This window comes from Prevotella mikamonis, assembly GCF_055381405.1.
Genome location: NZ_AP035785.1, coordinates 2479547 through 2502166, shown reverse-complemented (window position 1 = coordinate 2502166; position 22620 = coordinate 2479547). Strand labels below are relative to the sequence as shown.

Annotated in this window: 23 protein-coding genes; 10 read left to right on the top strand and 13 right to left on the bottom strand. The window is 51.3% G+C overall.

Annotation, left to right across the window (positions count from 1 at the left end):
- Positions 1-36: 36 nt before the first annotated feature.
- Positions 37-1161: a 5-methyltetrahydropteroyltriglutamate--homocysteine S-methyltransferase gene (locus ACZ42L_RS10475; RefSeq protein WP_464716053.1), complete on the bottom strand. Its 1125-nt coding sequence runs from the start codon at positions 1159-1161 to the stop codon at positions 37-39.
- A gap of 222 nt (positions 1162-1383) precedes the next feature.
- On the opposite strand from ACZ42L_RS10475, the gene ACZ42L_RS10470 reads away from it, so the two are divergent.
- From ACZ42L_RS10470 to ACZ42L_RS10450, 5 genes are all read left to right on the top strand, one after another.
- Positions 1384-1878, top strand: coding sequence for an Lrp/AsnC family transcriptional regulator (locus tag ACZ42L_RS10470; RefSeq protein WP_464699103.1), 495 nt, complete (start codon positions 1384-1386; stop codon positions 1876-1878).
- Positions 1875-2387: a phosphodiesterase gene (yfcE, locus tag ACZ42L_RS10465; protein WP_464699102.1), complete on the top strand. Its 513-nt coding sequence runs from the start codon at positions 1875-1877 to the stop codon at positions 2385-2387. The genes ACZ42L_RS10470 and yfcE overlap by 4 nt, the downstream gene beginning before the upstream one ends.
- Before the next feature lie 287 nt (positions 2388-2674).
- The gene (locus ACZ42L_RS10460) at positions 2675-4426 is read left to right on the top strand and encodes a 1-deoxy-D-xylulose-5-phosphate synthase (RefSeq protein ID WP_464716052.1); all 1752 of its coding nucleotides are present in this window, start codon (positions 2675-2677) and stop codon (positions 4424-4426) included.
- Between the two features lie 19 nt (positions 4427-4445).
- Positions 4446-4793 carry a DUF488 domain-containing protein gene (locus ACZ42L_RS10455; protein WP_464717005.1) on the top strand — a complete coding sequence of 116 codons (348 nt, stop codon included), beginning with the start codon at positions 4446-4448 and terminating at the stop codon, positions 4791-4793.
- A gap of 44 nt (positions 4794-4837) precedes the next feature.
- On the top strand, positions 4838-5644 hold the full coding sequence (locus tag ACZ42L_RS10450) for an ABC transporter ATP-binding protein (RefSeq protein WP_464716051.1): 807 nt from the start codon (positions 4838-4840) through the stop codon (positions 5642-5644).
- Here ACZ42L_RS10450 and ACZ42L_RS10445 read toward each other — a convergent pair.
- From ACZ42L_RS10445 to ACZ42L_RS10435, 3 genes are all read right to left on the bottom strand, one after another.
- On the bottom strand, positions 5622-6503 hold the full coding sequence (locus tag ACZ42L_RS10445; protein WP_464716050.1) for a PfkB family carbohydrate kinase: 882 nt from the start codon (positions 6501-6503) through the stop codon (positions 5622-5624). The genes ACZ42L_RS10450 and ACZ42L_RS10445 overlap by 23 nt on opposite strands.
- A gap of 84 nt (positions 6504-6587) precedes the next feature.
- Positions 6588-7121, bottom strand: coding sequence for a hemerythrin domain-containing protein (locus ACZ42L_RS10440; protein ID WP_464699095.1), 534 nt, complete (start codon positions 7119-7121; stop codon positions 6588-6590).
- Between the two features lie 42 nt (positions 7122-7163).
- Positions 7164-7658 carry a pyridoxamine 5'-phosphate oxidase family protein gene (locus ACZ42L_RS10435; protein ID WP_464699094.1) on the bottom strand — a complete coding sequence of 165 codons (495 nt, stop codon included), beginning with the start codon at positions 7656-7658 and terminating at the stop codon, positions 7164-7166.
- Between the two features lie 174 nt (positions 7659-7832).
- Here ACZ42L_RS10435 and ACZ42L_RS10430 point away from each other — a divergent pair, with 174 nt between their 5' ends.
- Positions 7833-8300 carry a nucleoside deaminase gene (locus ACZ42L_RS10430; RefSeq protein ID WP_464699093.1) on the top strand — a complete coding sequence of 156 codons (468 nt, stop codon included), beginning with the start codon at positions 7833-7835 and terminating at the stop codon, positions 8298-8300.
- A gap of 4 nt (positions 8301-8304) precedes the next feature.
- On the opposite strand, the gene ACZ42L_RS10425 is transcribed toward ACZ42L_RS10430, so the two are convergent.
- Positions 8305-9003: an HAD family hydrolase gene (locus tag ACZ42L_RS10425; protein WP_464716049.1), complete on the bottom strand. Its 699-nt coding sequence runs from the start codon at positions 9001-9003 to the stop codon at positions 8305-8307.
- Positions 9004-9007: 4 nt separating this feature from the next.
- Positions 9008-10006, bottom strand: a complete 999-nt coding sequence (locus ACZ42L_RS10420) for a PfkB family carbohydrate kinase (RefSeq protein ID WP_464716048.1) — start codon at positions 10004-10006, stop codon at positions 9008-9010.
- A 181-nt stretch (positions 10007-10187) separates the two neighbouring features.
- Between ACZ42L_RS10420 and tsaA the strand changes: the two genes are divergently transcribed.
- Entirely contained in the window at positions 10188-10850 is a 663-nt protein-coding gene (gene tsaA, locus ACZ42L_RS10415) for a tRNA (N6-threonylcarbamoyladenosine(37)-N6)-methyltransferase TrmO (RefSeq protein WP_464716047.1), read from the top strand.
- Between the two features lie 172 nt (positions 10851-11022).
- On the opposite strand, the gene ACZ42L_RS10410 is transcribed toward tsaA, so the two are convergent.
- Positions 11023-11748 (bottom strand): DUF1266 domain-containing protein, encoded by a 726-nt coding sequence (locus ACZ42L_RS10410; protein ID WP_464716046.1) that lies wholly within the window; start codon positions 11746-11748, stop codon positions 11023-11025.
- Positions 11749-12403: 655 nt separating this feature from the next.
- Here ACZ42L_RS10410 and ACZ42L_RS10405 point away from each other — a divergent pair.
- Positions 12404-12886 (top strand): ferritin, encoded by a 483-nt coding sequence (locus ACZ42L_RS10405; RefSeq protein WP_464706068.1) that lies wholly within the window; start codon positions 12404-12406, stop codon positions 12884-12886.
- Between the two features lie 126 nt (positions 12887-13012).
- On the opposite strand, the gene ACZ42L_RS10400 is transcribed toward ACZ42L_RS10405, so the two are convergent.
- Entirely contained in the window at positions 13013-13774 is a 762-nt protein-coding gene (locus ACZ42L_RS10400; protein ID WP_464716045.1) for an outer membrane beta-barrel protein, read from the bottom strand.
- A gap of 155 nt (positions 13775-13929) precedes the next feature.
- Here ACZ42L_RS10400 and ACZ42L_RS10395 point away from each other — a divergent pair, with 155 nt between their 5' ends.
- Complete coding sequence (locus tag ACZ42L_RS10395; RefSeq protein WP_464717004.1) at positions 13930-16128, top strand: sodium-translocating pyrophosphatase; 2199 nt, start codon at positions 13930-13932, stop codon at positions 16126-16128.
- 79 nt (positions 16129-16207) lie between these two features.
- Here ACZ42L_RS10395 and rbr read toward each other — a convergent pair whose 3' ends face one another.
- On the bottom strand, positions 16208-16861 hold the full coding sequence (gene rbr / locus ACZ42L_RS10390; RefSeq protein WP_464716044.1) for a rubrerythrin: 654 nt from the start codon (positions 16859-16861) through the stop codon (positions 16208-16210).
- A gap of 850 nt (positions 16862-17711) precedes the next feature.
- Here rbr and ACZ42L_RS10385 point away from each other — a divergent pair.
- Entirely contained in the window at positions 17712-18038 is a 327-nt protein-coding gene (locus ACZ42L_RS10385) for a hypothetical protein (protein WP_464706067.1), read from the top strand.
- Positions 18039-18093: 55 nt separating this feature from the next.
- Here ACZ42L_RS10385 and ACZ42L_RS10380 read toward each other — a convergent pair whose 3' ends face one another.
- From ACZ42L_RS10380 to ACZ42L_RS10365, 4 genes are read right to left on the bottom strand one after another with little or no spacing between them, the layout of a single operon-like run.
- Positions 18094-19185: an ABC transporter permease gene (locus ACZ42L_RS10380; protein WP_464702718.1), complete on the bottom strand. Its 1092-nt coding sequence runs from the start codon at positions 19183-19185 to the stop codon at positions 18094-18096.
- Positions 19182-20261: an ABC transporter permease gene (locus ACZ42L_RS10375; protein WP_464716043.1), complete on the bottom strand. Its 1080-nt coding sequence runs from the start codon at positions 20259-20261 to the stop codon at positions 19182-19184. The genes ACZ42L_RS10380 and ACZ42L_RS10375 overlap by 4 nt, the downstream gene beginning before the upstream one ends.
- 7 nt (positions 20262-20268) lie before the next feature.
- Complete coding sequence (locus ACZ42L_RS10370) at positions 20269-21729, bottom strand: ATP-binding cassette domain-containing protein (protein ID WP_464716042.1); 1461 nt, start codon at positions 21727-21729, stop codon at positions 20269-20271.
- Positions 21726-22619, bottom strand: coding sequence for an HlyD family secretion protein (locus tag ACZ42L_RS10365; protein WP_464716041.1), 894 nt, complete (start codon positions 22617-22619; stop codon positions 21726-21728). Before ACZ42L_RS10365 ends, ACZ42L_RS10370 begins: the two co-directional genes overlap by 4 nt.
- Position 22620 lies beyond the last annotated feature (1 nt).

Here is a 22620-nt window from a genome sequence, read left to right as displayed (position 1 = left end):
GATAAATTCATCCAGACGCCACATCACAACAATCATTTATTCAAACACCTTGGCAGCTATTTTCTGCACCAGTGCTATCTTTTCCCACTGTTCTTCTTCCGTCAGTTTGTTGCCAATCTCGCAAGATGCGAAGCCACACTGCGGACTCAGATACAGCCGGTCGGCCGGGATATACTGCTCAGCCTCCTTGATTCGGTCTATAATCGCCTGTTCGTCTTCCAGTTCGGCACGCTTGGTGGTAATCAGTCCCAGCACCACTTTCTTGTCGGCAGGGATATACTTCAACGGTTCGAAACCTCCCGAACGCTCATCGTCGAACTCCAGATAGAACGCATCCACATTCTCATGGGCGAACAGGTAGGGCGCAATGGCATCGTAGCCTCCCTTACATGCGTAGGTAGAATGGTAGTTGCCACGACACACGTGGGTGTTGATGGCCAGGTCGGCCGGACGTCCTTCGAGTGCCAGATTGTTCACACGCAGATACTTCAGTGCCTCACCCTCTACGGTAAATCCCGTTCCCGCCATGAGCTTCCAGAAGTCATCGTCCACTATCATACCCCATGTGCAGTCGTCGAACTGTATGTTGCGACAGCCGGCGTCGTACAGGTCGCGAATCACGGTGCGATAGGCAGCAGCCAAATCCTCTACCAATTCGTCGAAATTAGGATACACCGACTCCGTCTGCTTGCCGTTCTCGCCACGGAAGAGTTCGGCCAATGTCTGTGCAGGAGCAGGGATTGTCTGGCGAGCCACCACGCCCTGACGCTCGAATTGCTTCACGTATTTGAAGTGTTCTACAAACGGATGGTTCTCGCCGGAGATTTTCCCAACCAGCTTGGCAGACCCCTTCGTGGTCTCCTCGCCATGAAAGAAGTAGCCGTGGTCTAGTTCGATGTGTTCTATTCCCTGCAATCCCCACATGAAATCGAGATGCCAGTAGCTGCGACGAAACTCGCCGTCGGTAATCACGTGCAGCCCCGATGCAATCTGTCGCTCTATCAACTCCTTGATGAGCCGGTCTTCCACGGCCTTCAACTCGGCATCGCCTATCTCGCCATTGGCATACTTGACTCTCGCAGCCTTCAACTCTTCGGGGCGCAAAAAGCTGCCCACAATATCGGCACTGAACGGCGCCTTGGTCTCTTCTCTCTTACTCATAGTCTCTATTTTATTTCGTTTATGTTCGTTTCCTTGTTGTGCATGCAAAGATAGACTGATTTATTTTTACCAGCAAATTATTTTGGCAAATCGGAATATTATACTATTTTTGTCGGCATTACAGAGTATTATGCAGAATAATATTCTATAAAATAAGCCATACATAGGTTGGATGGATGCACAAACAGCTCCGACTCCCTACCCATTACAATATATATAATAATGGAAAATATAGACGAAACCGACCTCCGAATCCTGCGCGAGCTACAGAAAAATGCCCGACTCACCGTGAAAGAGTTGGCTGCCAAGGTGCATCTGTCGCCTACCCCGGTATTCGAACGGCAGAAAAGGCTGGAGCGCGAGGGCTACATCAAGCGCTATGTAGCACAGCTCGACAGCCGTCGACTCGGCACAGGTATCATCGTACTGTGCAACATCCGACTGAAACAACACTCCCAACACTACATCCAGGAGTTCATGGATGCCGTGCAAAACATCGAGCAAATCACCGAATGTTACAACATCAGTGGCGACTTCGACTTCATTATCAAAGTGCATGCACGCGACATGCGCGACTATCAATCGTTCATGCTCAACACCTTGGGCAAGATAGACAGCATCGGAAGCCTGAACAGTGTCTTCGTCATCGGCGAAATCAAAGGCAATCAGGGCATCCCTCTGCCACACATCAACGAACCAAACAAGCACAACGTATGAAATATCTTATCATCTCAGACATCCACGGTTGTCTGCCGGCATTGCAGAAAGCACTGAAATTCTACCGTGAAGAGCACTGCGACATGCTCATCATTCTGGGCGACATACTGAACTACGGACCACGCAACGGACTGCCCGAAGGACTCGACCCGCAAGGCATTGCACGCGAACTCAACGGCATGGCCGACGAGATAGTGGCCGTCCGAGGTAATTGCGACTCCGAGGTCGACCAGATGTTGCTCCAGTTCCCCATCATGGCCGACAGCATGTTACTCGTAGACAGCGGGCGCCGCATCCTGCTCACCCACGGACATATCTATAACGAGACCAACATGCCGCGTGGTCCGTACGACGCCATCGTCTACGGGCATACACATCTCTACAAACTCGAACAGCACGGCTCGCTCACCGTCTGCAACACCGGGTCCATCACATTCCCCAAGGGTGGAAACCCACCTACGATGGCAGTATATGAGAATGGCGTGTTCGAAATCAAGGTGTTGGAGTAACATTGACCGACAGGTAGGTTATCGTGGATTTTCTGCAGGGCCTTGGCAGCATTGCTGCAAAGCCCCAACAGCACTGCTGCAGAGCCGAGGCAGCAACACTGCCGAGGCCTTGCAGTAAATCAAGGGGGTTACAGGTATCCTGAAACTGACGGGATACGAGTGGCCGATTCTGTAATTATGGTTATTATTCAGGTAATATTTGTATCGGCAGCACAAGTCTTTTGCTTACCTTTGCATGCTGAATCGTAAGGATAAAACAAAAGAATAAAAACAAACGAAACACATATATGTATATTGAAAAGATTAACAGTCCCCAGGATTTGAAGGGACTCTCTGTAGAACAGCTCAACGTCGTGGCCGAAGAAATACGCGCCGGTATCCTCAATCGTGTAAGCCAGCACGGCGGTCACGTAGGCCCTAACCTGGGCTTCACCGAGGCTACCGTAGCCCTGCACTACGTATTCAACGCACCCGAAGACAAGATTGTATTTGATATTTCCCACCAAAGCTATCCACACAAGATGCTGACCGGGCGTGCCGCAGGATTCCTGGATTCGAGCAAAATCGACTCGGTTTCCGGATTCAGCTCGCCACTGGAATCACCTGTCTACGACAACTTCGAGATAGGACACACTTCTACTTCTGTCTCGTTGGCATCGGGCTTGCAGAAAGCACGCGACATCATGGGCGGCAAGGAGAATATCATCGCAGTGATTGGCGACGGTTCGCTGTCGGGTGGCGAAGCCTTTGAGGGACTCGACATCGTGGCCGAAATCGGCACTAACATGGTCATCATCGTGAACGACAACCAAATGAGTATTGCCGAAAACCACGGTGGACTCTACAAGAACCTGGAACTGCTGCGCCAGACGAAAGGCCAGGCCGAGCTGAATTTCTTCCGCAGCCTGGGACTCGACTATATCTATATGGACGAGGGCAACAACGTAGAGAAGCTCATCGAAGTATTCAGCCAGGTGAAAGACATCGACCATCCTGTCGTGGTACATATCAACACCGAGAAAGGACACGGGTATCAGCCGGCCATAGACGACAAGGAAAAATTCCATTACAATGCACCATTCGACCTGGCAACGGGCAAGTCTCTGGCAGTCGGGGGCGGCAAGAGCACGTCGGAACTGCTGGGCGACTGGCTGCTCGACGAGATGGAACGCGACCCGAAACTGGTGTGCATCTCGGCCGGTGTACCGGCAGCCCTGGGATTCAACAAGGCCAAGCGCGAGCGTGCCGGGGCGCAGCATATCGACGTGGGAATAGCCGAAGAGACGGCCGTAGCTATGGCTTCGGGCATGGCAAAGCGTGGCGCGCATCCCGTTTTCAGCACTATGGCCACCTTCCTACAGCGCACTTACGACCAAATGGCGCAAGACTTGTGTGTGAACGGCAACCCGGCCGTTATCAACGTATTGGGTTCGAGCATCTTCGGCATGAACGATTTCACCCACATCTGCTTCTTCGACATCGCCATGTTCAGCCACATTCCAAACCTCGTCTACCTCGCTCCTACCACCGTAGAAGAGACTATCGCGATGGAGAAATGGGCTTTGCAGCAGACTCAGTATTCGGTTGCCATCCGCGTACCCGAATGCAATACGGTGCACAGCACAGAGGAGGTAGAGACCGATTACAGCGACCTGGATAAGTTCAAGGTGGCTCATCGCGGCCGGCGTGTGGCCATCATCGCGGCCGGAGACTTCTACCAGAAGGGTGAAGCCGTGGTGAAGTTGCTGGGCGAGAAAGGTATTGATGCCACCCTCATCAACCCCCGTTACCTCTCCGGTATCGACGAAAATCTGCTCGAAGATCTCAAGTGCGACCACGAGATTGTGGCTACGATAGAAGACGGAACACTCGATGGAGGATTCGGAGAACGCATCGCCCGCTTCTACGGACCGTCTACGATGAAGGTACTCAACTTCGGTGTGAAGAAGGCACTTTACGACCGTTACGACGTGGAACAGCTCATGCGCGACAATCATCTCACCGACGAGCAGATAGTAGAAGACATCTTGGCTTGTTAAGGAGCATCTATACAAGATGATAAAAATAAAACGAATATACGACCCGATAGCCGATACAGACGGCTATCGGGTTTTTATTGACCGCCTGTGGGCACGCGGACTGAAGAAAGACACGGCCCATATCGACTTGTGGAAAAAGGAGATTGCACCCACCAATGAGCTGCGCAAGTGGTTCGGACACGACCCTGCGAAGTTTGAAGAGTTTGCCCGTCGCTACGAAGCAGAGCTATCGGCAAATCCTGTCTTTGCCGACTTCAAGGCCATGATAAGGCAGAAAGCCGAACAAGGCGACGTAACCTTGCTCTACAGTGCACACGACAAAGCTCACAACAATGCCGTCGTCTTGCTCCAAGCATTAAGTATTTGATGTTTTCTTGCTGATTGTCTGGCGTTTCCACTATCTTTGTAGGGATGAACGAAACCATTGTGCTCAAAGACCTGTCGATAGGTTATCGGCAAGGCAACAGCGTGAAGGAGGTGGCCAACAACTTGTCGGCTACACTGCAAGCGGGCGAACTAACCTGCTTGCTGGGGGCTAATGGTGTGGGGAAATCGACCTTCTTGCGCACGTTGGCAGGTTTCCAGCCACCGCTGAGGGGTACTGTGGATATTTGCGGAAAGGCCCTGTCGAGTCTTTCCGATGCCGAGCTGGCCCGCCTGGTGAGTGTAGTCCTCACCAAGAAACTCTCTATCCAGAACATTACGGCACGCGAAATGGTAGAGATGGGACGCGCTCCCTATACCGGATTCTGGGGTCGGTTACGCCCCGAAGACAGCCGGGCGGTAGACGATGCACTCCATCTGGTAGGCATGAGCCACATGAGCCACCGCATGATACAGACTCTCAGCGACGGCGAAAGACAAAAAGTGATGATTGCAAAGGCACTGGCCCAGCAGACTCCCATCGTGTTTCTGGACGAACCGACAGCCTTTCTCGACTTTCCCAGTAAGGTAGATATGATGCAGCTATTGCGCCGACTGGCTGAAAAGGGCAACAAGACCATCTTCCTGTCGACGCACGATTTAGAGCTGGCCCTGCAACTTTCTGACCGTTTATGGCTGATGGACAGCGGGCAGAAACTGCATATCGGCACTTCCAGACAACTGGCCGAAAGTGGCGTCCTGGGACGATATGTAGGAAAAAACGGCATCGAATTCGATGCCGAGACATTGGCTATACGCCTTCAAAAAGAGGTCAGCGCGACTGCGAACGGATGATATCTTCGACTTCTTCTATCGTTCTGTCGAACGGACCTGAATGTTCCAACTTCAAAGTACACATGGCAGCGGCAAACTTCCCCGACTCCATATAGTCCATACCTTGCGATCTACAGTACAGATAACCCGTGGAATAGGTATCTCCGCAACCCGTAGCGTCGACCACTTCATGCGGTTCATAGGCCGGAATCTCGTAGAATTTGCCGTCGGCATAAATCAATGAGCCGTAGCTTCCAAGCGTGATGACGACCTCATTGACACCCATTTCGTGCAACTGCATAGCCACCGTGCGCGGATTTTTCGAGCCAGAAATAACCTCCATTTCGTGTTCGTTCAGTTTCAAGATATCTGTGCAAGCCAGGATTTCTTCCTTATTTTTCCAGTCTACGGCATACACATGCTCGCCCCGAACTTCTCTCAGATAGCCCTGAACGTCGATGGATATGCGCCCCTTGGTAGACAGATACTTCACCGTTTCGGGCGAGAAATCGTCGTCAAGCAGCGAACCTAAATGAAAGATTCGGGCTTCAACGTCGCGCATCTCGTCCACCGTAAACGGGTCGGCCTTCGCCAATACGCGCTGTGTACGGTTGTTGGAGTTAGCCCCATACCTGTTTTCAAAGTAAACGGTGTGCCTGCTTAGATGGCAGACCACTTCAATACCGGCCTGTCTCATCTTCTCCACTTCGTCCATAGCCCCCTCTCCCACTTTCGTCAGAAGCTGGAAATCAATCTTTCGGGGAAGCTGGTTCATGCCGTAAGCGAAATAAAAAGCCGTTCCACCCCCCATCTTGACAGTCTGCTTAGGAGTGATTATCTTATCGCGGGTAATGTGACCTATGCAACAAATATCTTTCATTTCATCACTTGTTAGGCTACAAAGATAAGCTAATTTATAGGCTTTACAAAATAAAACGACATTTATTTGGGTATGCAGTCGGCTCTATCTACACGCCATTTCCACCTGCATGGCCATCGGGAAAATCACTTCGTTTTCCACCCTTGTATGCTCTTCCAGGCGCAATCTGAAATCTTTCAGCAGCCTCATCGCTTCCCGATAATCCTCGTCGGCATCTTCCGGCGTCGTGTAATCGTTCGTCAACTGCGCTATACGCTGATGCCTTTCAGTCTCGTCGGCGTGTTCGGCCATCATCACAGAGATAGGCCCTTGCACCGAACCGCAATGGAACGACGGGGCTTGCTCGCCCTCACGATAGGCCTCATACATCTCCAGACAGAAAGGAAAGAGTATATTCTCCTCTTTCTGTAGGTGCATATCGAGGTCGGCAAGACTGTTCCTGAAGTGGTCGGCCACCTTCTGCAAATCGGGTACATCGTCCTTATGGACTTGGGCCACACGCTGCAACAAGTCGAGAATTTCCGGTCCGGACTCCCGGATAGAGCGATGGTGAATCTTCAATGCGTAGTCTATGAGCAGGTCGAGTGGCCACTGCTCGAAATCTAAAATCGTCTTCATACAATCTTTTTACCTTTTATAACTATATATACCTTTATTCTTTTAATCGGGCGTATGTACCTTCTTGCATTTTCCACTGAGCTCCGTGAAGTCTACACGGATAATCTCTGTGCGGTGAAAACTCTTGTGGGCATACTTATCTCCTATCTCCTTGAAGTCGGGCGAAAGCTTGTCTATGAGCAGATGGAGGGCCTTCATGCGCTCCTCTTCATCCAATCCGATGTGGGCAATCCCCGTCAGTACCACGCTCTCATACTCCGTAGTAAACTGTCCGGGCAGCAGATGCACGCGCCCCACGAGACAAAACGACACTTTATTGTGCTTCTCTATGATGCGCAGCTTGCGTCCTTCGGGCGCACAGTGTATATAGATACTGTCTGCCCCATCCCACACATAGTTCACCGGAATGCCATAGGGCGTACCCTCGGCATCGACCATTGACAACACGCCGAACTCGCTTGTACGCAGCAGTTCGATAGCCTCCGTCTCGTCCATCAGGCGGTCTCTCCGCCTGATAGTTTCGTTTACATACTTCATCGTCACGTGATTTTAAGAATTCTTCAATGGCAAAAGTAGAAAGATTCGCACACACCGAAAGGCACAAATGTTACCTCTTTGAGTTAATAATGGTTAAGAATTCAGGGACTACCATACCAACTAGCCACATAAGCTCCATATCTTTGCAGTATCATCCAATCAAAACAACAAGCCATGAACGATAAAGAATTGATGCGCAGAGCCATCGCCTTGTCGGTAAACAGCGTGAAAAGCGGGGGCGGACCTTTCGGTGCGGTCATTGCAAAAGACGGAGAAATCATTGCCGAAGCGTCCAACAGCGTCACCATAGACCACGACCCGACGGCGCATGCAGAGGTGAATGCCATCCGAAAGGCAACTTCCAAGCTAGGCACTTTCGACCTTGCGGGCTGCGATATCTACACCAGTTGCGAGCCATGCCCCATGTGTCTGGGCGCTATCTATTGGGCACATCTCGACCGAATCTTCTACGCCAACAACCGCAAAGACGCTGCCCGAATAGGTTTCGACGACGATTTCATCTACCAGGAGATAGCTCTCGCACCACAAGACCGCCACAAAGCCATCATCGCCTTGCTGCCCGACGAGGCCAAAGAGGCCTTCGACCTGTGGCAACAGAGCGACAGCAAGACTGAATATTAGACCATCAAAGGATATTGAGCAGGTCGGCAAACCGCTCTATCGTCCTCAGATTTTCATGCGTATAAGTCTCCATATGCTCGTGTTGCCACGTCGCATGGAAAGGTATATGCACCGCCTTGCCTCCGATTTTCAGCACCGGAGCGATGTCCGAGCGGAACGAATTGCCTACCATCACCAGCTCGCCGGTCTCTACACCGAGACTTTCGCAGAGTCGATGGTAGGCTTTTTCCGTTTTGTCAGAGACGATAGACACTTGGTCGAAATACGCTTCCAGCCCCGAACGGCGCAATTTATTCTCCTGATCCAGCAGTTCGCCTTTGGTAAAGACGGCCAGGCGGAACCGGCCGTCGGCCTTCAATCGGGCCAATGTCTCGGCCACTCCGTCAAGCGGTCGGGCATGGATATGCAGCAACCTTCGGCCCAGTTGCAGTATTTCGCCCATGACATCGGCCTTCACCCTGCCCCCACTCACCTTCACAGCATTCTCTACCAGCGACAGCGTGAACGCTTTCACGCCATATCCAAGGTCGGCCATATTGGCCGATTCCACCTCGAAGAGCGAAGCCGAGACAGCTTTCGGTTCGCCGTATTCGGCCAGCAGTTCGCAATAACGGTGTTCTGCCCGGTCGAAATTCGACTGACAATCCCACAGCGTATCGTCGGCATCAAAGACGATGGCACGTATATTTTCCAGTTTCTTCATGTTCCTAATATTGCATCTGCCGGCCAAACTCCACAGATATGTAATTCTCTAAATGCAGGCAGCAGTCTTGCGAAAAGCGCCCGGCATAATCGGCTATCTGCGCCCACTGCTGCTCCGTCAGCCCTTGCTGTAGTTGCTGGCGCGTGATACCGAGCCTTATCAGCGCATACGCCACCCCTGCATTGAAGTTGTCGCCTGCCCCGATGGTGCTCACGGTCTTGATGGGTTTCACGGGATAAGTGCCTCTGAAACCTGGCGCAAACACCCTCACCGGATTCGTCCCACCGGTGTTGATGAAGCGCGCACACGCCTTTGCGATGTGTGCATCATACAGACTATCCACCCGCTGTGTGCCGAAGACAGTGGCTACGTCGCCTCTACTGCCCCGCACGATGTCGGCCCTGTGCAGGTTGTCTTCTATGTTGGGCAACATCTGTTCCAGCATATTGGCATGGGCCGACCGTATATTGATGTCGTAATACAGTATTGCCCCGCACGCCCGCGCATAGTCCAGGAAGTCGGTCAGAGCCGTCCTTACCGCCGGATTGGCCGCATAGAACGAGCCGAACACCACGATATCGTCTTTCTGTATCTCCGGACGAACAAAGGGTTTACGCTCGCGTGGCGCGTTCATGTAGAACGAGTAGCGGGCATTGTTGTGCTCGTCGAGATAGGCCAGCGACACCGTCGACTTCATACCGTCATAAACACGCACGGCCGAACTGTCTACCCCGTTCTCCGCGAGAAACCGCCTGATGCGGTGGCCGGCACGGTCGTTGCCCGTATCGCCCACGAAAACGGTGTTCACCCCGGCCCGTCCGAGCGAGATTGCCGTATTGTAGGCCGACCCACCAGGTGTTGAACCGATGGTCTGGTCGCCCCTGAACAGGATGTCGATGACTGTTTCGCCGATGCAAATCACGCGTCGGCCACGCCTATCGGCAGCCACAGCCGTGGCCACACTCAGCACGGCAATCACTGCCAACAACCATATTCTGCGCATATTTATTGGTTTTAATTCGTTTTACTCTTTTTCGTTTGACAGGGCAAATATAACCAATTTCCATCAAACAGGCACACAAATTCCTGCTACAAAACAATGAAAACCGTAATTCCGCGTTTGTATGCCGAAAGGCCGAAAATGCTCCTCACGAGCTGTGGCCACCATCTATCCATACCCTATAATGATTCAAATAGCCACCTTCCATTCGCCGTTTACATCCAAATTCGGCATTCCCAAACAGAGCGGACTCGCTCCGTCGCTGCATGGCCACATCGTCTTCACGCCTCCATACCGCAATACCGACTCGCTCCGAGGCATCGAAGAGTTCGATTACCTATGGCTCATTTGGGAGTTCTCGGCCAACCGCCATCGTGCAAGCAGTCCCGTGGTGCGTCCCCCACTGCTCGGCGGCAACGTGAAGATGGGCGTATTTGCCACGCGCAGCCCCTTCCGCCCCAACAACATCGGACTCTCCTGTGTGCGCCTGTCGAGGGTAGAATGGGACACGCCACAAGGTCCGGTTATCCATGTCGAGGGTGCCGACCTGATGGACGGCACACCCATCTACGACATCAAACCCTACGTGGTGTATGCCGACTGCCACCCCGAAGCGCGTAGCGGATTCGTTGACCGCCGGCCCATCAAGCGACTGCACGTAGAGAATATCGACATACTGAAAGATGTGTTCAGCCCTGATGAGCTGTCGGCCTTGCACGATGCGCTCGCGCTCGACCCACGTCCGCACTATCAGGACGACCCTATGCGTGTCTATGGCATGCCTTTCGGTGGTCGCGATGTACACTTCCGAGTGGCCGACGGAGTGCTTACGGTGCTGCCGGGATAGTTTTTAAGTTCTTGAGTTTTTAAGTTTATGAGTTGTAGGGGGCGAATGGAATTCGCCCTAAAAGTTGACCAGTTGACGAGTAAACGAGTTGACAAGTAGAGTCCACCATGCTGGTCTGCACAGTCCAACAACTCACAAACTCATAAACTGAACAACTGCCAAACGCAGGGCCTTACCATGCTACATAAGTCCAAGGACTCTCCTTGTTTTCCAGCAAATCATCGGCCAGCCCCCACATATTGGTAGAACCATTCCACAGCGAACGGCCTATGACATAGCTATGGGCAAACCCGGTCCAGTCAGCGTAGGCCTCGCGTGTCAGCTCATAGGCATGCTCCACACACTCCATACACTCCTCCTTGCTAATCAACTTCTTGTCCATACAAGCACGTGCCACGAAGTTCAGTCGGCCCGCATCCCATGCCAAGATGCCCAGCTTCTCCATATCTTCCTTGCTGTCCAGCCATTTCAAATCCTTGAAAAACTCGTAGTTCTCTTCCAGATACCCCAACATTTCATGGCAACGATCCAACAGTTCCTTCTTCTCTTCCTCATGCCCTTCGGTGCCTTCAAAGCTTTCCATGAGTTGTGTCTCCATCCACTTCTTCCCTTCTTCGCCCCCTATAACAAAAGCCTTGGAAGCACATACAAACGGATAGGCAGAAGGAGTCTGCATCAGATAAGACAACGTAGAGATAGCCGAATCACGGTCGGTAATATCCCAATACTCTGTCAGTATCGTGTCCAACACCGTTTCATTGACCCCTGTCGACAACGTATTGAGCGTGCCATTCTGCTGGTAGACATACAGATTGCCCAATGAAATCTTGCGTAATTCTTCGTTCGTCAGCTTAGAATCAGCATCCACACGTGGCTCGGACGAAAAAGAATCTTTCAATTTGATAAGGCGTGCCCGGTTCTTCACGATATACATAACAACATAAAAGAGAGCGACTACAGAAAAGACTATAATCCAAAATAGTTTAAGAGACATAAATTGATTAATTATTACTGAGGTTAAACATAATTTTGTGTAAAGATAAAGAATATTTACCCTCCCCAACGATTTTAATCCTTTTTAACACTAAAAGATGATAATACCTCGGCACGGTAGGTTTCTCTGTCGACCAATAACAAAACCATCGTACTCCCCTGCCACCACTGTCGATTTACTGCAGAGGCTCGGCAGTAGCGCTGCAAAGCCCGAACAGCAATGCTGCAGAGCCTCGGCAGCGATGCTGCGAAGCCTTTGCAGTTTTTTGAGTTTGTAAGTTCTGGAGTTCATTAGTTTTTGAATTGAGTTTTTAAGTCGGTGAATCTATGAGTTTATGGGGCATAGGGGCGAATTCAATTCTCCCCTACAACCGTTATCTCAATAACTCAAAAACTAATGAACTCCAGAACTCACAAACTTAAAAACTCAATTCAAAAACTAATGAACTCCAGAACTTACAAACTCAAACATAAAAATACAAAAATCCTATACGAAACGATACAACGCAAGATTCTTTTTCGTATATTTGCATCAAATATATAATTAAAACGATAAAATTATGATTTCAGAAAAATTACAAGACGCATTGAACGGCCAGATAGTAAACGAGATTTACTCTGCCAACTTATATCTCTCTATGTCGTTCTACATGGAGAAAGAGGGTTTTGACGGCTTCTCTACATGGATGAAGAAGCAGTCGGCCGAGGAAATGGACCACGCTTACCAGATGGCAAGCTACCTTATCAAGCGTGGCGGAACAGCTACCGTCAACCAGATAGCTGCCGTTCGCCAGAGCTGGAACTCTCCGTTGGAGGCCTTCGAAGACGCTTACAAGCACGAATGCCACGTGAGCAAGCTCATCGACAACATTCTCGACGAGGCCATTGCCGAGGGCGATAAGGCTACAGAAGACTTCCTCTGGCAGTTTGTTCGTGAGCAGGTAGAAGAAGAAGCTACGGCCAGCGGCATCGTAGACCGTATCAAGAAAATGGGCGAATCGGCTATTTTCGGTCTCGACCAGCAGTACGGCGCACGCGTATAATTCACATACGACATACAAGAAAAGGATATGCCCCACCGGACATATCCTTTTTTTATACCCCTATTTGAACCCTGCAACTCACGAACTTAAAAGCTCAGAAACTCAGGAACTAAAAAACCTAATAACTCAAAAACTTCTCGATGGCATCAGCAGACCGAATATCGCACCGAGCAAGGTACTCATCTTGCCCTCAGAGACGGTGCGCATGGGGAAGTCTACCTTCACTCCGATATTGATGACACCACGGCTGTTGTCGCTCTTCATGGGGTATTCATGGCCCGTCATCGGACCTGACGTGTAGCGCATGTTACTGTCGGTATGCCCGTAGAACTCCCATCGGTAGTCCCAACCCACCGTAAGGTTGACACTGCTGATAAGCCGTATGTCGACGCCAATCCTTGGACTGATGCTACCCACGGCATGCTGGATGTCGTATGTCATCACTCCGTCGCCCTCCCAAGCCTGCGTAGCATGCACATGCTTCTCGCCTCGCTGGCGCGGCAGATTAAGTACATTGGTGTAGAGATTAGCTCCCACATAGGGCTGGACAATCCACTTCGGAGCCAGCGGATACCATTTGGCACCGGCCTGAACACCTGCCACCCAATTCTTCATCAGCCCTATACCGGTCGACAGGTCGGTATACAACCCCTGCTGCTCCATATAGATACCACCCGTGACAGCCCAATGACGGTGCAGATAGTAGTCTACCGAGAGGGCAAACGTGTTGGCCTTGTTGCCATTGAGACGGCTTTCCTCGTCGTTACATCCCATACTTGCCTCGCCAATAGCCAACTCTACACCCCACTTCCGCGTCTCGTCCTGAGCGCACACTTGCGTCTGCCAACCGGCAAGCAAGAATAAAATCAACACGAAAAATGACTTCATAGCTATATCTACTGTTTGTTTTGGCTGCAAAGTTATGATTTTTTCAACATATATACTTGCTTTTCTTTGAAATTATCTTTAAATTTGCGATAATGGTATTCGGCCGTTTGAAAGCACAATTTTTCATAATACAACCCACTTAAAACCTCAATATGATGAATACAGTACCTCTTATTTTCTGGCTAGTACCGATAGCTTCGGTCGTCGCCCTGGCTATGGCCTGGAAGTTTTTCAGCGACATGATGAAAGAGAGCGAGGGCACTCCGCGCATGGCGGAAATCGCCGCTCATGTAAGAAAAGGTGCTATGGCCTACCTGAAACAGCAATACCGCGTGGTCGGCATCGTCTTCGTGGTGCTGGCACTGCTGTTTGCCTTCATGGCCTATGTGCTGAAAGTGCAGAATCCGTGGGTCCCCTTTGCCTTTCTCACGGGTGGTTTTTTCTCTGGACTATCGGGCTTCTTCGGCATGAAGACAGCCACCTACGCATCGGCCCGCACAGCAAATGCAGCCCGGCAGGGACTGGATAGCGGACTACGCATCGCCTTCCGCAGTGGCGCAGTAATGGGATTGGTAGTGGTAGGATTGGGACTGCTCGACATCACTCTGTGGTTTTTCATCCTCACGACCATCTATTCAGGCTGCCATGCAGCCCTCATCACCGTCACCACGACCATGCTTACATTCGGCATGGGAGCGTCTACCCAGGCACTGTTTGCCCGCGTGGGCGGCGGCATCTATACCAAAGCGGCCGACGTGGGAGCAGACCTCGTGGGCAAGGTAGAGGCCGACATTCCCGAAGACGACCCGCGCAACCCGGCCACCATAGCCGACAACGTGGGCGATAACGTGGGCGACGTGGCCGGCATGGGAGCAGACCTGTACGAAAGCTACTGCGGTTCTATCCTATCGACTGCCGCCCTGGGCGCTACGGCTTTTGCCATGAACGGCGACATGCAGCTACGCGCTGTCATCACACCGATGGTGATTGCCGCCGTCGGGATATTCCTCTCGCTTCTCGGCATCTACATGGTGCATACGCGAGAAGGGGCTACCATGCGCGAATTGCTGCACGCCCTGGGGCGCGGCACTAATGCCGCAGCCATCCTCATAGCCCTCTCTACCTTCGGCATCCTGTATGCCTTGCAGCTCGACAACTGGCTAGGCGTGTCATTCTCCGTGGTTAGCGGACTCGCAGCCGGCGTCATCATAGGCCAGGCCACGGAGTACTACACCTCGCAAAGCTACCGCCCCACGCGCGAAATATCGGCCGCCTCGCAAACCGGTGCAGCCACCGTCATCATCAAGGGCATCGGTACGGGCATGATATCTACCTGTGTGCCGGTGGTCACGATAGCCGTTGCCATCATGCTGAGTTTTCTCTGTGCCAATAGATTCGACCTTTCGATGAGTGCCGACAGTATCTCGCACGGACTCTACGGCATCGGCATTGCAGCCGTGGGCATGCTCTCTACGCTCGGTATCACCCTGGCAACGGATGCCTACGGACCTATTGCCGACAATGCAGGAGGTAACGCCGAGATGAGCGAACTGGGCGAAGAGATACGCAAACGCACCGACGCGCTCGACGCCCTGGGCAACACCACCGCTGCCACGGGCAAGGGATTCGCCATCGGGTCGGCCGCCCTCACCGCCCTGGCCCTGCTCGCCTCGTACGTGGAAGAGGTGAAGATAGCCATGTCGAGAGCTGTAGAGCACGGACAGACATTTGTAGATGCAGCCGGACAGACATTCAATCCGTCGACCGCCGGCATGCCCGATTTCATGGAGTTCTTCCAAGTCAATCTGATGAATCCGCGCGTATTGGTCGGTGCTATGATTGGGGCTATGGCAGCCTATCTCTTCTGTGGGCTGACGATGGGAGCTGTCGGACGGGCCGCCGGAGCGATGGTCGACGAGGTGAGACGCCAGTTCCGCGAAATCAAAGGCATTCTCGAAGGACAAGCCACACCCGACTACGAGCGCTGTGTAGAGATTTCTACACGCAGCGCACAGCGCGAAATGGTACTCCCATCGGTGCTGGCTATCCTCATACCTATCGTCGTAGCACTCGTATTAGGCGTCTCCGGCGTACTCGGACTGTTGGTAGGCAGCCTGTCGGCAGGCTTCACCCTGGCCATCTTCATGGCCAATGCCGGCGGTGCATGGGACAATGCGAAGAAACTGGTAGAGGAAGGTGAGTTCGGAGGGAAAGGTTCGCCCTGCCACAAAGCCACCATTGTGGGCGATACGGTGGGCGATCCTTTCAAGGATACATCGGGGCCCAGCCTCAACATCCTCATCAAACTCATGTCGATGGTGAGCATCGTCATGGCCGGCATAGCCATTCTCTAAGCGCCAAAAACAATAAGCCCGCGCATCTCCAATCTAGCGGAGAGCGCGGGCTTATGATTTATCTTACTACAGACTAGGCTTAGTAATTGAGTGCTTCAATCTGGAAGAAGCTACGTGGATGGTCGCAGCAAGGACATACAGCAGGTGCTTGCTTGCCGATAACGATGTGTCCACAATTGCGGCACTGCCAGATGCAATCGCCGTCGCGAGAGAAGACTACCTTGTCTTCGATGTTCTTCAAGAGCTTGCGATAGCGCTCTTCGTGGTGCTTCTCGATAGCAGCTACCTTGTTGAACTTAGCAGCGATTTCGGGGAAACCTTCTTCCATAGCTTCCTTAGCCATCGTAGCATACATGTCGGTCCACTCATAGTTCTCACCAGAAGCAGCGTCAGCGAGGTTTACAGTAGTTGCAGGAACGTCGCCGCCGTGCAAGAACTTGAACCACAGTTTAGCGTGCTCTCTCTCGTTGCGTGCTGTCTCTTCGAAGAGTTCAGCTATCTGCTCGTAACCCTCTTTTCTAGCCTTTGAAGCGTAATAGAGATACTTTGTATGAGCCTGGCTCTCTCCGGCGAAAGCTGTCTGGAGGTTCTTCTCGGTCTTAGTACCCTCAAGCTTGATGTCTTCTACAGCCTTGAAACGACTGGCAGGAGCGTTGCATACCGGACATTTTTCAGGAGCTTCAGCACCCTCTACTACCAAACCACATACAGTGCAGATGAATTTCTTTTTCATAATGTTTTTGTTTTTAATTTTTGTATTGATTTATTTCTTTTTGTGGTACGCCCGACAGACGCCACAATCATTGTTCGTTATCAAATTGATAATGTATCTTTCAAAGTGCATCCTGCGCACTCCAAACAGCAGGACAAAGATAAATAATAATAAAATACGAGTCAAATTTAATTGTAATTATTTCAATTTCAAGCTTCTATAGAGATGTTTTCTAAATAAGAGCCTTCGTTTGTGCTGCCCCTCCCCATTCTGTATCTTAGACCGAAGAACAAAAGGACGGAGGAAAAGAATAGACAGGAAAGAATAAGCAATACCTATAGTTACTATACAACTCAGAAACTAAAAAACTCATAAACTCAGCAACTCAAAAAACTGCAAGGCCTTCGCAGTATCGCTGCAAAGCCCGAACAACAATGCTGCAAAGCCCGAACAGTAACGCTGCCAAGCCTTTGCAGGAATTTAATTGAAAATTGATAGTTGAAAATTGAGAATTGATGATTGAGAGGTAAGAGTTTAGAAATAGTAGGGACGTGGCATGCCGAGTCTGCAAGCATACTATATATTTGCCATTAGATGAAACTTGATGCAATCCGAAGTACGGTCAGGAAAGAAGAGTTCTATAAGTGTTACATTTTTCCCTTGAGATGTCGAGAAATGCAATTCTTTATGTACTTTTGCAACCGAAAAGTATGGTGATAGCTCATCGGATGTAACTTTTAAAATATGTAGCAATCAGTTTTGAAAGGTTTGCAAGACGCGAATGAACGATAAGTGTATTTAACTCATAAAAACAGTGAAAACGACATTCTTATTTTTATTGTGCCTTTTCTGTTCGTGCGAACATGAACGGATGGATATGGACCATCCCATAGCCGTTGGGAAAACATTCGGCACGCAGAACCTTTCAATCAATTTTGAAAGCAATGACTCCATTTCTTTTAAAACCAAGAATACCTTATATATTCTGAATGGGAAATCTAAATATAAAATAAAGGACAATATCGTAACCATTAGAAATTCCTACAAAGCATATAAGCAAAGCGGGGCAAATAGCTGTATTTTAAGTTTTACGGGGCAACTAAAGAAAGACAGGATAGAACATGCTACATTCTCTATCATTGGCCATGATGACAAAGAGCATGTTTTTGGAGATAACATCAGTCTATTGATAGAATAATACCTCTTTCATTTCATATATTATGGTGTGTTCATATCGTCGCCAGCGCAGGAGACTATGAATTCTTGCGATAGCTCACTACGGCCCAGACACCCGTCAACAGGGCAAAGATAAAGAGAGCTGATAGCTGGGTGGCGATGCCGGTAAAGCCTGCACCGTGGACGAAGACAGCCCGCATGCCGTCTATGAAATAATGTACGGGAATGAAGACCACCATGCCTTGTGCCCAGTCGGGCATGCTGCGCGTGGGCGTAAAGAGTCCGCTCAGCAGCATCATGCACATCAGTATGAACCACATCACGAGCATGGCTTGCTGCATGGTGTCGCTATAGTTGGAGACTATCAGGCCAATGCTGCTGAAGACTACGGCTAGCAATACGGCCAAAAGATAGATGAGCAGCACATTGCCAGCAGGCACTAAACCATACAACAACCATGAAATAAGCAGACAGACGGTCAGGTCGACCATACCTATCAACCAGAAAGGGATGAGCTTGGCCATGATGAAATCAAACTTACTAACGGGTGTCACATTAATTTGCTCGATAGTTCCGGCCTCCTTCTCGCCAACAATGTTAAGGGCAGGGACGAAACCGCAAATCATAATCATAATCATCGCCATGAGCGCAGGAATCATAAACACCTTATAATCCTGGTGCGGATTGTAGAGATTCTTGGTCACAATGCAACCCTGCACAGTCGGCATACCAGCATGAACAGGCAGATTTTGCACCACGATACGGCCCAGATACGACGCTCCGAGACTGCCTTTCATACCATTCACGGCATTGGCTGCAATGAGTACCTGGGGTATCTTGCCCTGTGCAATGTCGCGTGCGTAGAAGCGTGGAATCTCTACTATCGCGTCGGCACGCCCTTTCTCCACCTCCTGTAATGCCTCAGTGTATGAAGCCGAAATACCTTGAAAAGAGAAATAACGAGACGCCTCGATGCGATGGATGAGCTGGACAGACTGTTGCGAGTGGTCGTGGTCTACGACTCTGACAGCCACATCGCGCACCTCCATACTGGCTACCCAGGGTATGACGCACATGATAACGATGGGAAACATTACGATGAGGCGTGGCAGGAAACTATTGCGACGCATCTGTATGAACTCTTTCCGTATGAGGTATTTCAGTATCATTCCAGTCGTTTTTTGAATTTCTTGAGGGCTATTGTGATAAACAGCAGGGCCATCGCAGAGAGTATCAATATGTTCTCCAGCACCATGTCGATGCCCACACCCATAATCATCAGCTTGCGGATGGCATCAATATACCACCGTGCAGGCACGATGAGCGAGATATATTGCAGTATCGTGGCCATGCTCTCCACGGGATATATCATACCCGAAAGGAGCAGACTGGGCATCAACAGAACCATGCCCGACCCCAGAAGGGCCGCCAGCTGGGTATCGGCTACCACACTGATGAGCAGTCCAAGCCCCAATGCCAGGAGTATATACAGCATCGTCACACCGTAGATGGCCGTCAGACTACCGGCCACAGGCACGTCCAGCACATAGTGCGCAATGAGCAGAATGATACCCACGATGCCCAGCGAAAGCAACAGATAAGGCACTACCTTGGCAATCAATACCAACACCGGACGCACCGGAGAGACGAGCAGGACCTCCATCGTTCCACGCTCTTTCTCCCGAACGATACTCACCGAAGTCATCATCGCGCAAATGACAAGGAGCAAAAGTCCCATGATACCCGGCACAAAGTTGTAAGTACTCTTCATCCGAGGGTTATAGAGCAACTTCGTATGTACCGCCGCCCCCGATATGCCGACCGCACTTTGCAATATCTGCGAGGCATAGGTGGCCTGCTGGAGCGACATATTGGGATCGGCACCACCCATCAACAGCTGCACCGAGGCCGTTCCGTCGTAGCGGTGCTGGGCGAAGGAGGGCGAGAAGACCACAGCCATATCGGCCTTCATGTCGCGTATCTGCTGCTTGGCCTGGGCCGGTGTAGCCGTCAGCGAGACTATGTCGAAATATTCAGAGGCGTCGAGCCGGTCGACCAACCGCCGCGTCGCGTCGTCCATCGACGACGTGACGACCACAGCCCGCACGCTCCTCACGTCGGTACTGATGGCAAATCCGAAGAGTAACATCATGACCACAGGCATGCCGAAAAGTATCAGCATCGTGCGTGGGTCGCGCAGAATATGCTTCATCTCCTTGAAGACGAAAGATAGGAATGTCTTCATATCGTACTCAATCTCTCCTTGCTTGGCGGGCGAGATGGGTAAACACCTCGTCCATGGTTTCGTAATTGAATTGCCGTTTCAATTCGTCGGGCGTACCGAGCGCACGTATCTCGCCGTCAACCATGATGGAGATGCGGTCGCAATATTCGGCCTCATCCATATAATGCGTGGTCACAAAGACGGTGATGCCACGCTCGGCTGCATCGTAGATAAGTTGCCAGAACTGGCGTCGCGTGGCCGGGTCGACACCGCCGGTAGGTTCGTCGAGGAACACGACTTCGGGCTGATGGAAGATACTGACGGAGAAAGCCAGCTTCTGCTTGCGCCCCAATGGGAGGTCGCGCACCAGCGTGTCGGCATATTTCATGAAGTCCATGCGCTCCAAGAGCATGGTGGCCTCTTCGTTGATTGCAGCATCCGACATGCCATAGATACCCCCGAAAAGACGGATATTCTCCTTCACGGTCATGTCTTCGTACAGCGAAAACTTCTGACTCATATAGCCGATGTGCTTCTTGATGTCCTCGTATTGCGTACTGGCATCATATCCCGCCACCGTCGCCCGTCCTCCCGAAGGCTGGCTAAGTCCAGCCAATATACGCATGGCCGTGGTCTTTCCCGCACCGTTTGCACCCAAAAAGCCGAATATCTCACCCTTGCGCACGCTGAAACTGATGTGGTTCACGGCGTGGAAACTGCCGAACGTCTTCACCAAATTGTCCACGACGATGACGTTGTCGGAGAGAATATCGGTCTTGTCGCTCCTGCCATTTGCAGCCGAGCCAGTGCCGAATACATCCTTAAACTCTTCCAGGATGTCGTCGGGCGTACCGATACCGCGCAGCTGTCCTTCGGACATGAAGATGGCTTGGTCGCACCGCCGCACCTCGTTCAGATAAGGAGTGGCAGCCAATATCGTGATGTCCCGCTCGCTAAGGCTGTCGAGCATGTCCCAAAACTCCATGCGAGACACTGGGTCTACGCCCGTCGTAGGCTCGTCGAGAAATAATACCGAGGGACTATGAATGAGCGCACAACTCAACGCCAATTTCTGTTTCATACCGCCAGAGAGCGCCCCTGCACGGCGCGTCTTAAACCGCTCTATCTGCCCATAGATGTCTTTCACGCTGTCGTAGCCCTCTTCTACGGTCGTCCCGAAGAGCGTTGCGAAGAAGCGCAGATTCTCTTCTACGGTGAGATCCTGATAGAGTGAAAACTTGCCCGGCATATATCCCACCCGTCGGCGAATCTCCCTCATCCCTGTCACGGTATCAAATCCGTCGACCGTGGCTGTGCCCTTTGACGGAAGTAGCAGGGTAGCCAAGATGCGAAACATGGACGTCTTACCAGATCCATCAGGCCCGATGAGTCCATAGCGTCCCCCCTTGGGTACGCTGAACGAGACATCTTGCAGGGCGACAACGTTGCCATAGTGCTTCGATACGCCGTTTACTTCGATGGCATTCATAGCTTCACTTCTCCATACATACCTATTTTGAGATATCCGTCGTTCTTCACGGCTATCTTCACGGCATACACCAGATCGGCCCGTTCGTCGTCGGTGAGAATAGTCTTAGGCGTGAACTCCGACCGAGACGAAATCCATGTCACTGTCCCGGCATACATCTTGCGGTCGCCACGGCCGTAGTCGCTCATCACTTTTACGCGTTGTCCCACTTTTACCCGGCTTAATTGGGCTGTCGTCAGATACGCCCGAAGGAACAGATGGTCTGTATCGGCCAGCTTGAAGAGCGGTTTTCCGACAACGGCAAACTCTCCCTGCTCGGCATATTTCTCCAATACGACGCCACTGATGGGTGCTGCAATGTGACATTTGGAAAGCTGGTCGAGTACCATTGCACGCTGAACATTGCTCGCGCTCATCTGCGAATTGAGACTTTGCGTGCTGTTGCCGAGTGCCGACTGTTGTGCTTCTATCTGCCTGCGCAGCACCTTGACAGCATTCTCGGCATCGTCCAGCAACTTGCGGTTGACCGCTCCCGCCCCTACCAACGAGGCATAACGGCTACGTTCCTGCTCGGCTTTGGCCAATTCCTGGCGTAAGGCAGCAATCTGCTTCTGCACATCAGGACGTTGAGCGGCATACACCTCACGCGTCACTCCCACTTGCCTAGCTTGCAGATAGAGCTGTACGGTGTCTATCAAGCCTACCTGCTCTCCCACCGACAAGCGACTACCTTCGTCTACAGCCAGCGAAAGCAACTTACCATTCTGCTCGGCCGAGACCGTCACTTCGGTTGCCTCGAACGTGCCGGTGGCATCAAATTCCTTCTCTTTCTCGCCACAGGCAGCGAACAATATCACTGCCGCCGATACTATCCATAGATGTAGTTTCATA

What these genes read in the sequence shown, in the direction of transcription:
- ACZ42L_RS10475 (WP_464716053.1), bottom strand. Translation starts at nt 1,161, where the DNA reads ATGAGTAAGAGAGAAGAGACCAAGGCGCCGTTCAGTGCCGATATTGTG.
- ACZ42L_RS10470 (WP_464699103.1), top strand. Translation starts at nt 1,384, where the DNA reads ATGGAAAATATAGACGAAACCGACCTCCGAATCCTGCGCGAGCTACAG.
- yfcE (WP_464699102.1), top strand. Translation starts at nt 1,875, where the DNA reads ATGAAATATCTTATCATCTCAGACATCCACGGTTGTCTGCCGGCATTG.
- ACZ42L_RS10460 (WP_464716052.1), top strand. Translation starts at nt 2,675, where the DNA reads ATGTATATTGAAAAGATTAACAGTCCCCAGGATTTGAAGGGACTCTCT.
- ACZ42L_RS10450 (WP_464716051.1), top strand. Translation starts at nt 4,838, where the DNA reads ATGAACGAAACCATTGTGCTCAAAGACCTGTCGATAGGTTATCGGCAA.
- ACZ42L_RS10445 (WP_464716050.1), bottom strand. Translation starts at nt 6,503, where the DNA reads ATGAAAGATATTTGTTGCATAGGTCACATTACCCGCGATAAGATAATC.
- ACZ42L_RS10440 (WP_464699095.1), bottom strand. Translation starts at nt 7,121, where the DNA reads ATGAAGACGATTTTAGATTTCGAGCAGTGGCCACTCGACCTGCTCATA.
- ACZ42L_RS10435 (WP_464699094.1), bottom strand. Translation starts at nt 7,658, where the DNA reads ATGAAGTATGTAAACGAAACTATCAGGCGGAGAGACCGCCTGATGGAC.
- ACZ42L_RS10430 (WP_464699093.1), top strand. Translation starts at nt 7,833, where the DNA reads ATGAACGATAAAGAATTGATGCGCAGAGCCATCGCCTTGTCGGTAAAC.
- ACZ42L_RS10425 (WP_464716049.1), bottom strand. Translation starts at nt 9,003, where the DNA reads ATGAAGAAACTGGAAAATATACGTGCCATCGTCTTTGATGCCGACGAT.
- ACZ42L_RS10420 (WP_464716048.1), bottom strand. Translation starts at nt 10,006, where the DNA reads ATGCGCAGAATATGGTTGTTGGCAGTGATTGCCGTGCTGAGTGTGGCC.
- tsaA (WP_464716047.1), top strand. Translation starts at nt 10,188, where the DNA reads ATGATTCAAATAGCCACCTTCCATTCGCCGTTTACATCCAAATTCGGC.
- ACZ42L_RS10405 (WP_464706068.1), top strand. Translation starts at nt 12,404, where the DNA reads ATGATTTCAGAAAAATTACAAGACGCATTGAACGGCCAGATAGTAAAC.
- ACZ42L_RS10400 (WP_464716045.1), bottom strand. Translation starts at nt 13,774, where the DNA reads ATGAAGTCATTTTTCGTGTTGATTTTATTCTTGCTTGCCGGTTGGCAG.
- ACZ42L_RS10395 (WP_464717004.1), top strand. Translation starts at nt 13,930, where the DNA reads ATGAATACAGTACCTCTTATTTTCTGGCTAGTACCGATAGCTTCGGTC.
- rbr (WP_464716044.1), bottom strand. Translation starts at nt 16,861, where the DNA reads ATGAAAAAGAAATTCATCTGCACTGTATGTGGTTTGGTAGTAGAGGGT.
- ACZ42L_RS10385 (WP_464706067.1), top strand. Translation starts at nt 17,712, where the DNA reads ATGGATATGGACCATCCCATAGCCGTTGGGAAAACATTCGGCACGCAG.
- ACZ42L_RS10380 (WP_464702718.1), bottom strand. Translation starts at nt 19,185, where the DNA reads ATGATACTGAAATACCTCATACGGAAAGAGTTCATACAGATGCGTCGC.
- ACZ42L_RS10375 (WP_464716043.1), bottom strand. Translation starts at nt 20,261, where the DNA reads ATGAAGACATTCCTATCTTTCGTCTTCAAGGAGATGAAGCATATTCTG.
- ACZ42L_RS10370 (WP_464716042.1), bottom strand. Translation starts at nt 21,729, where the DNA reads ATGAATGCCATCGAAGTAAACGGCGTATCGAAGCACTATGGCAACGTT.
- ACZ42L_RS10365 (WP_464716041.1), bottom strand. Translation starts at nt 22,619, where the DNA reads ATGAAACTACATCTATGGATAGTATCGGCGGCAGTGATATTGTTCGCT.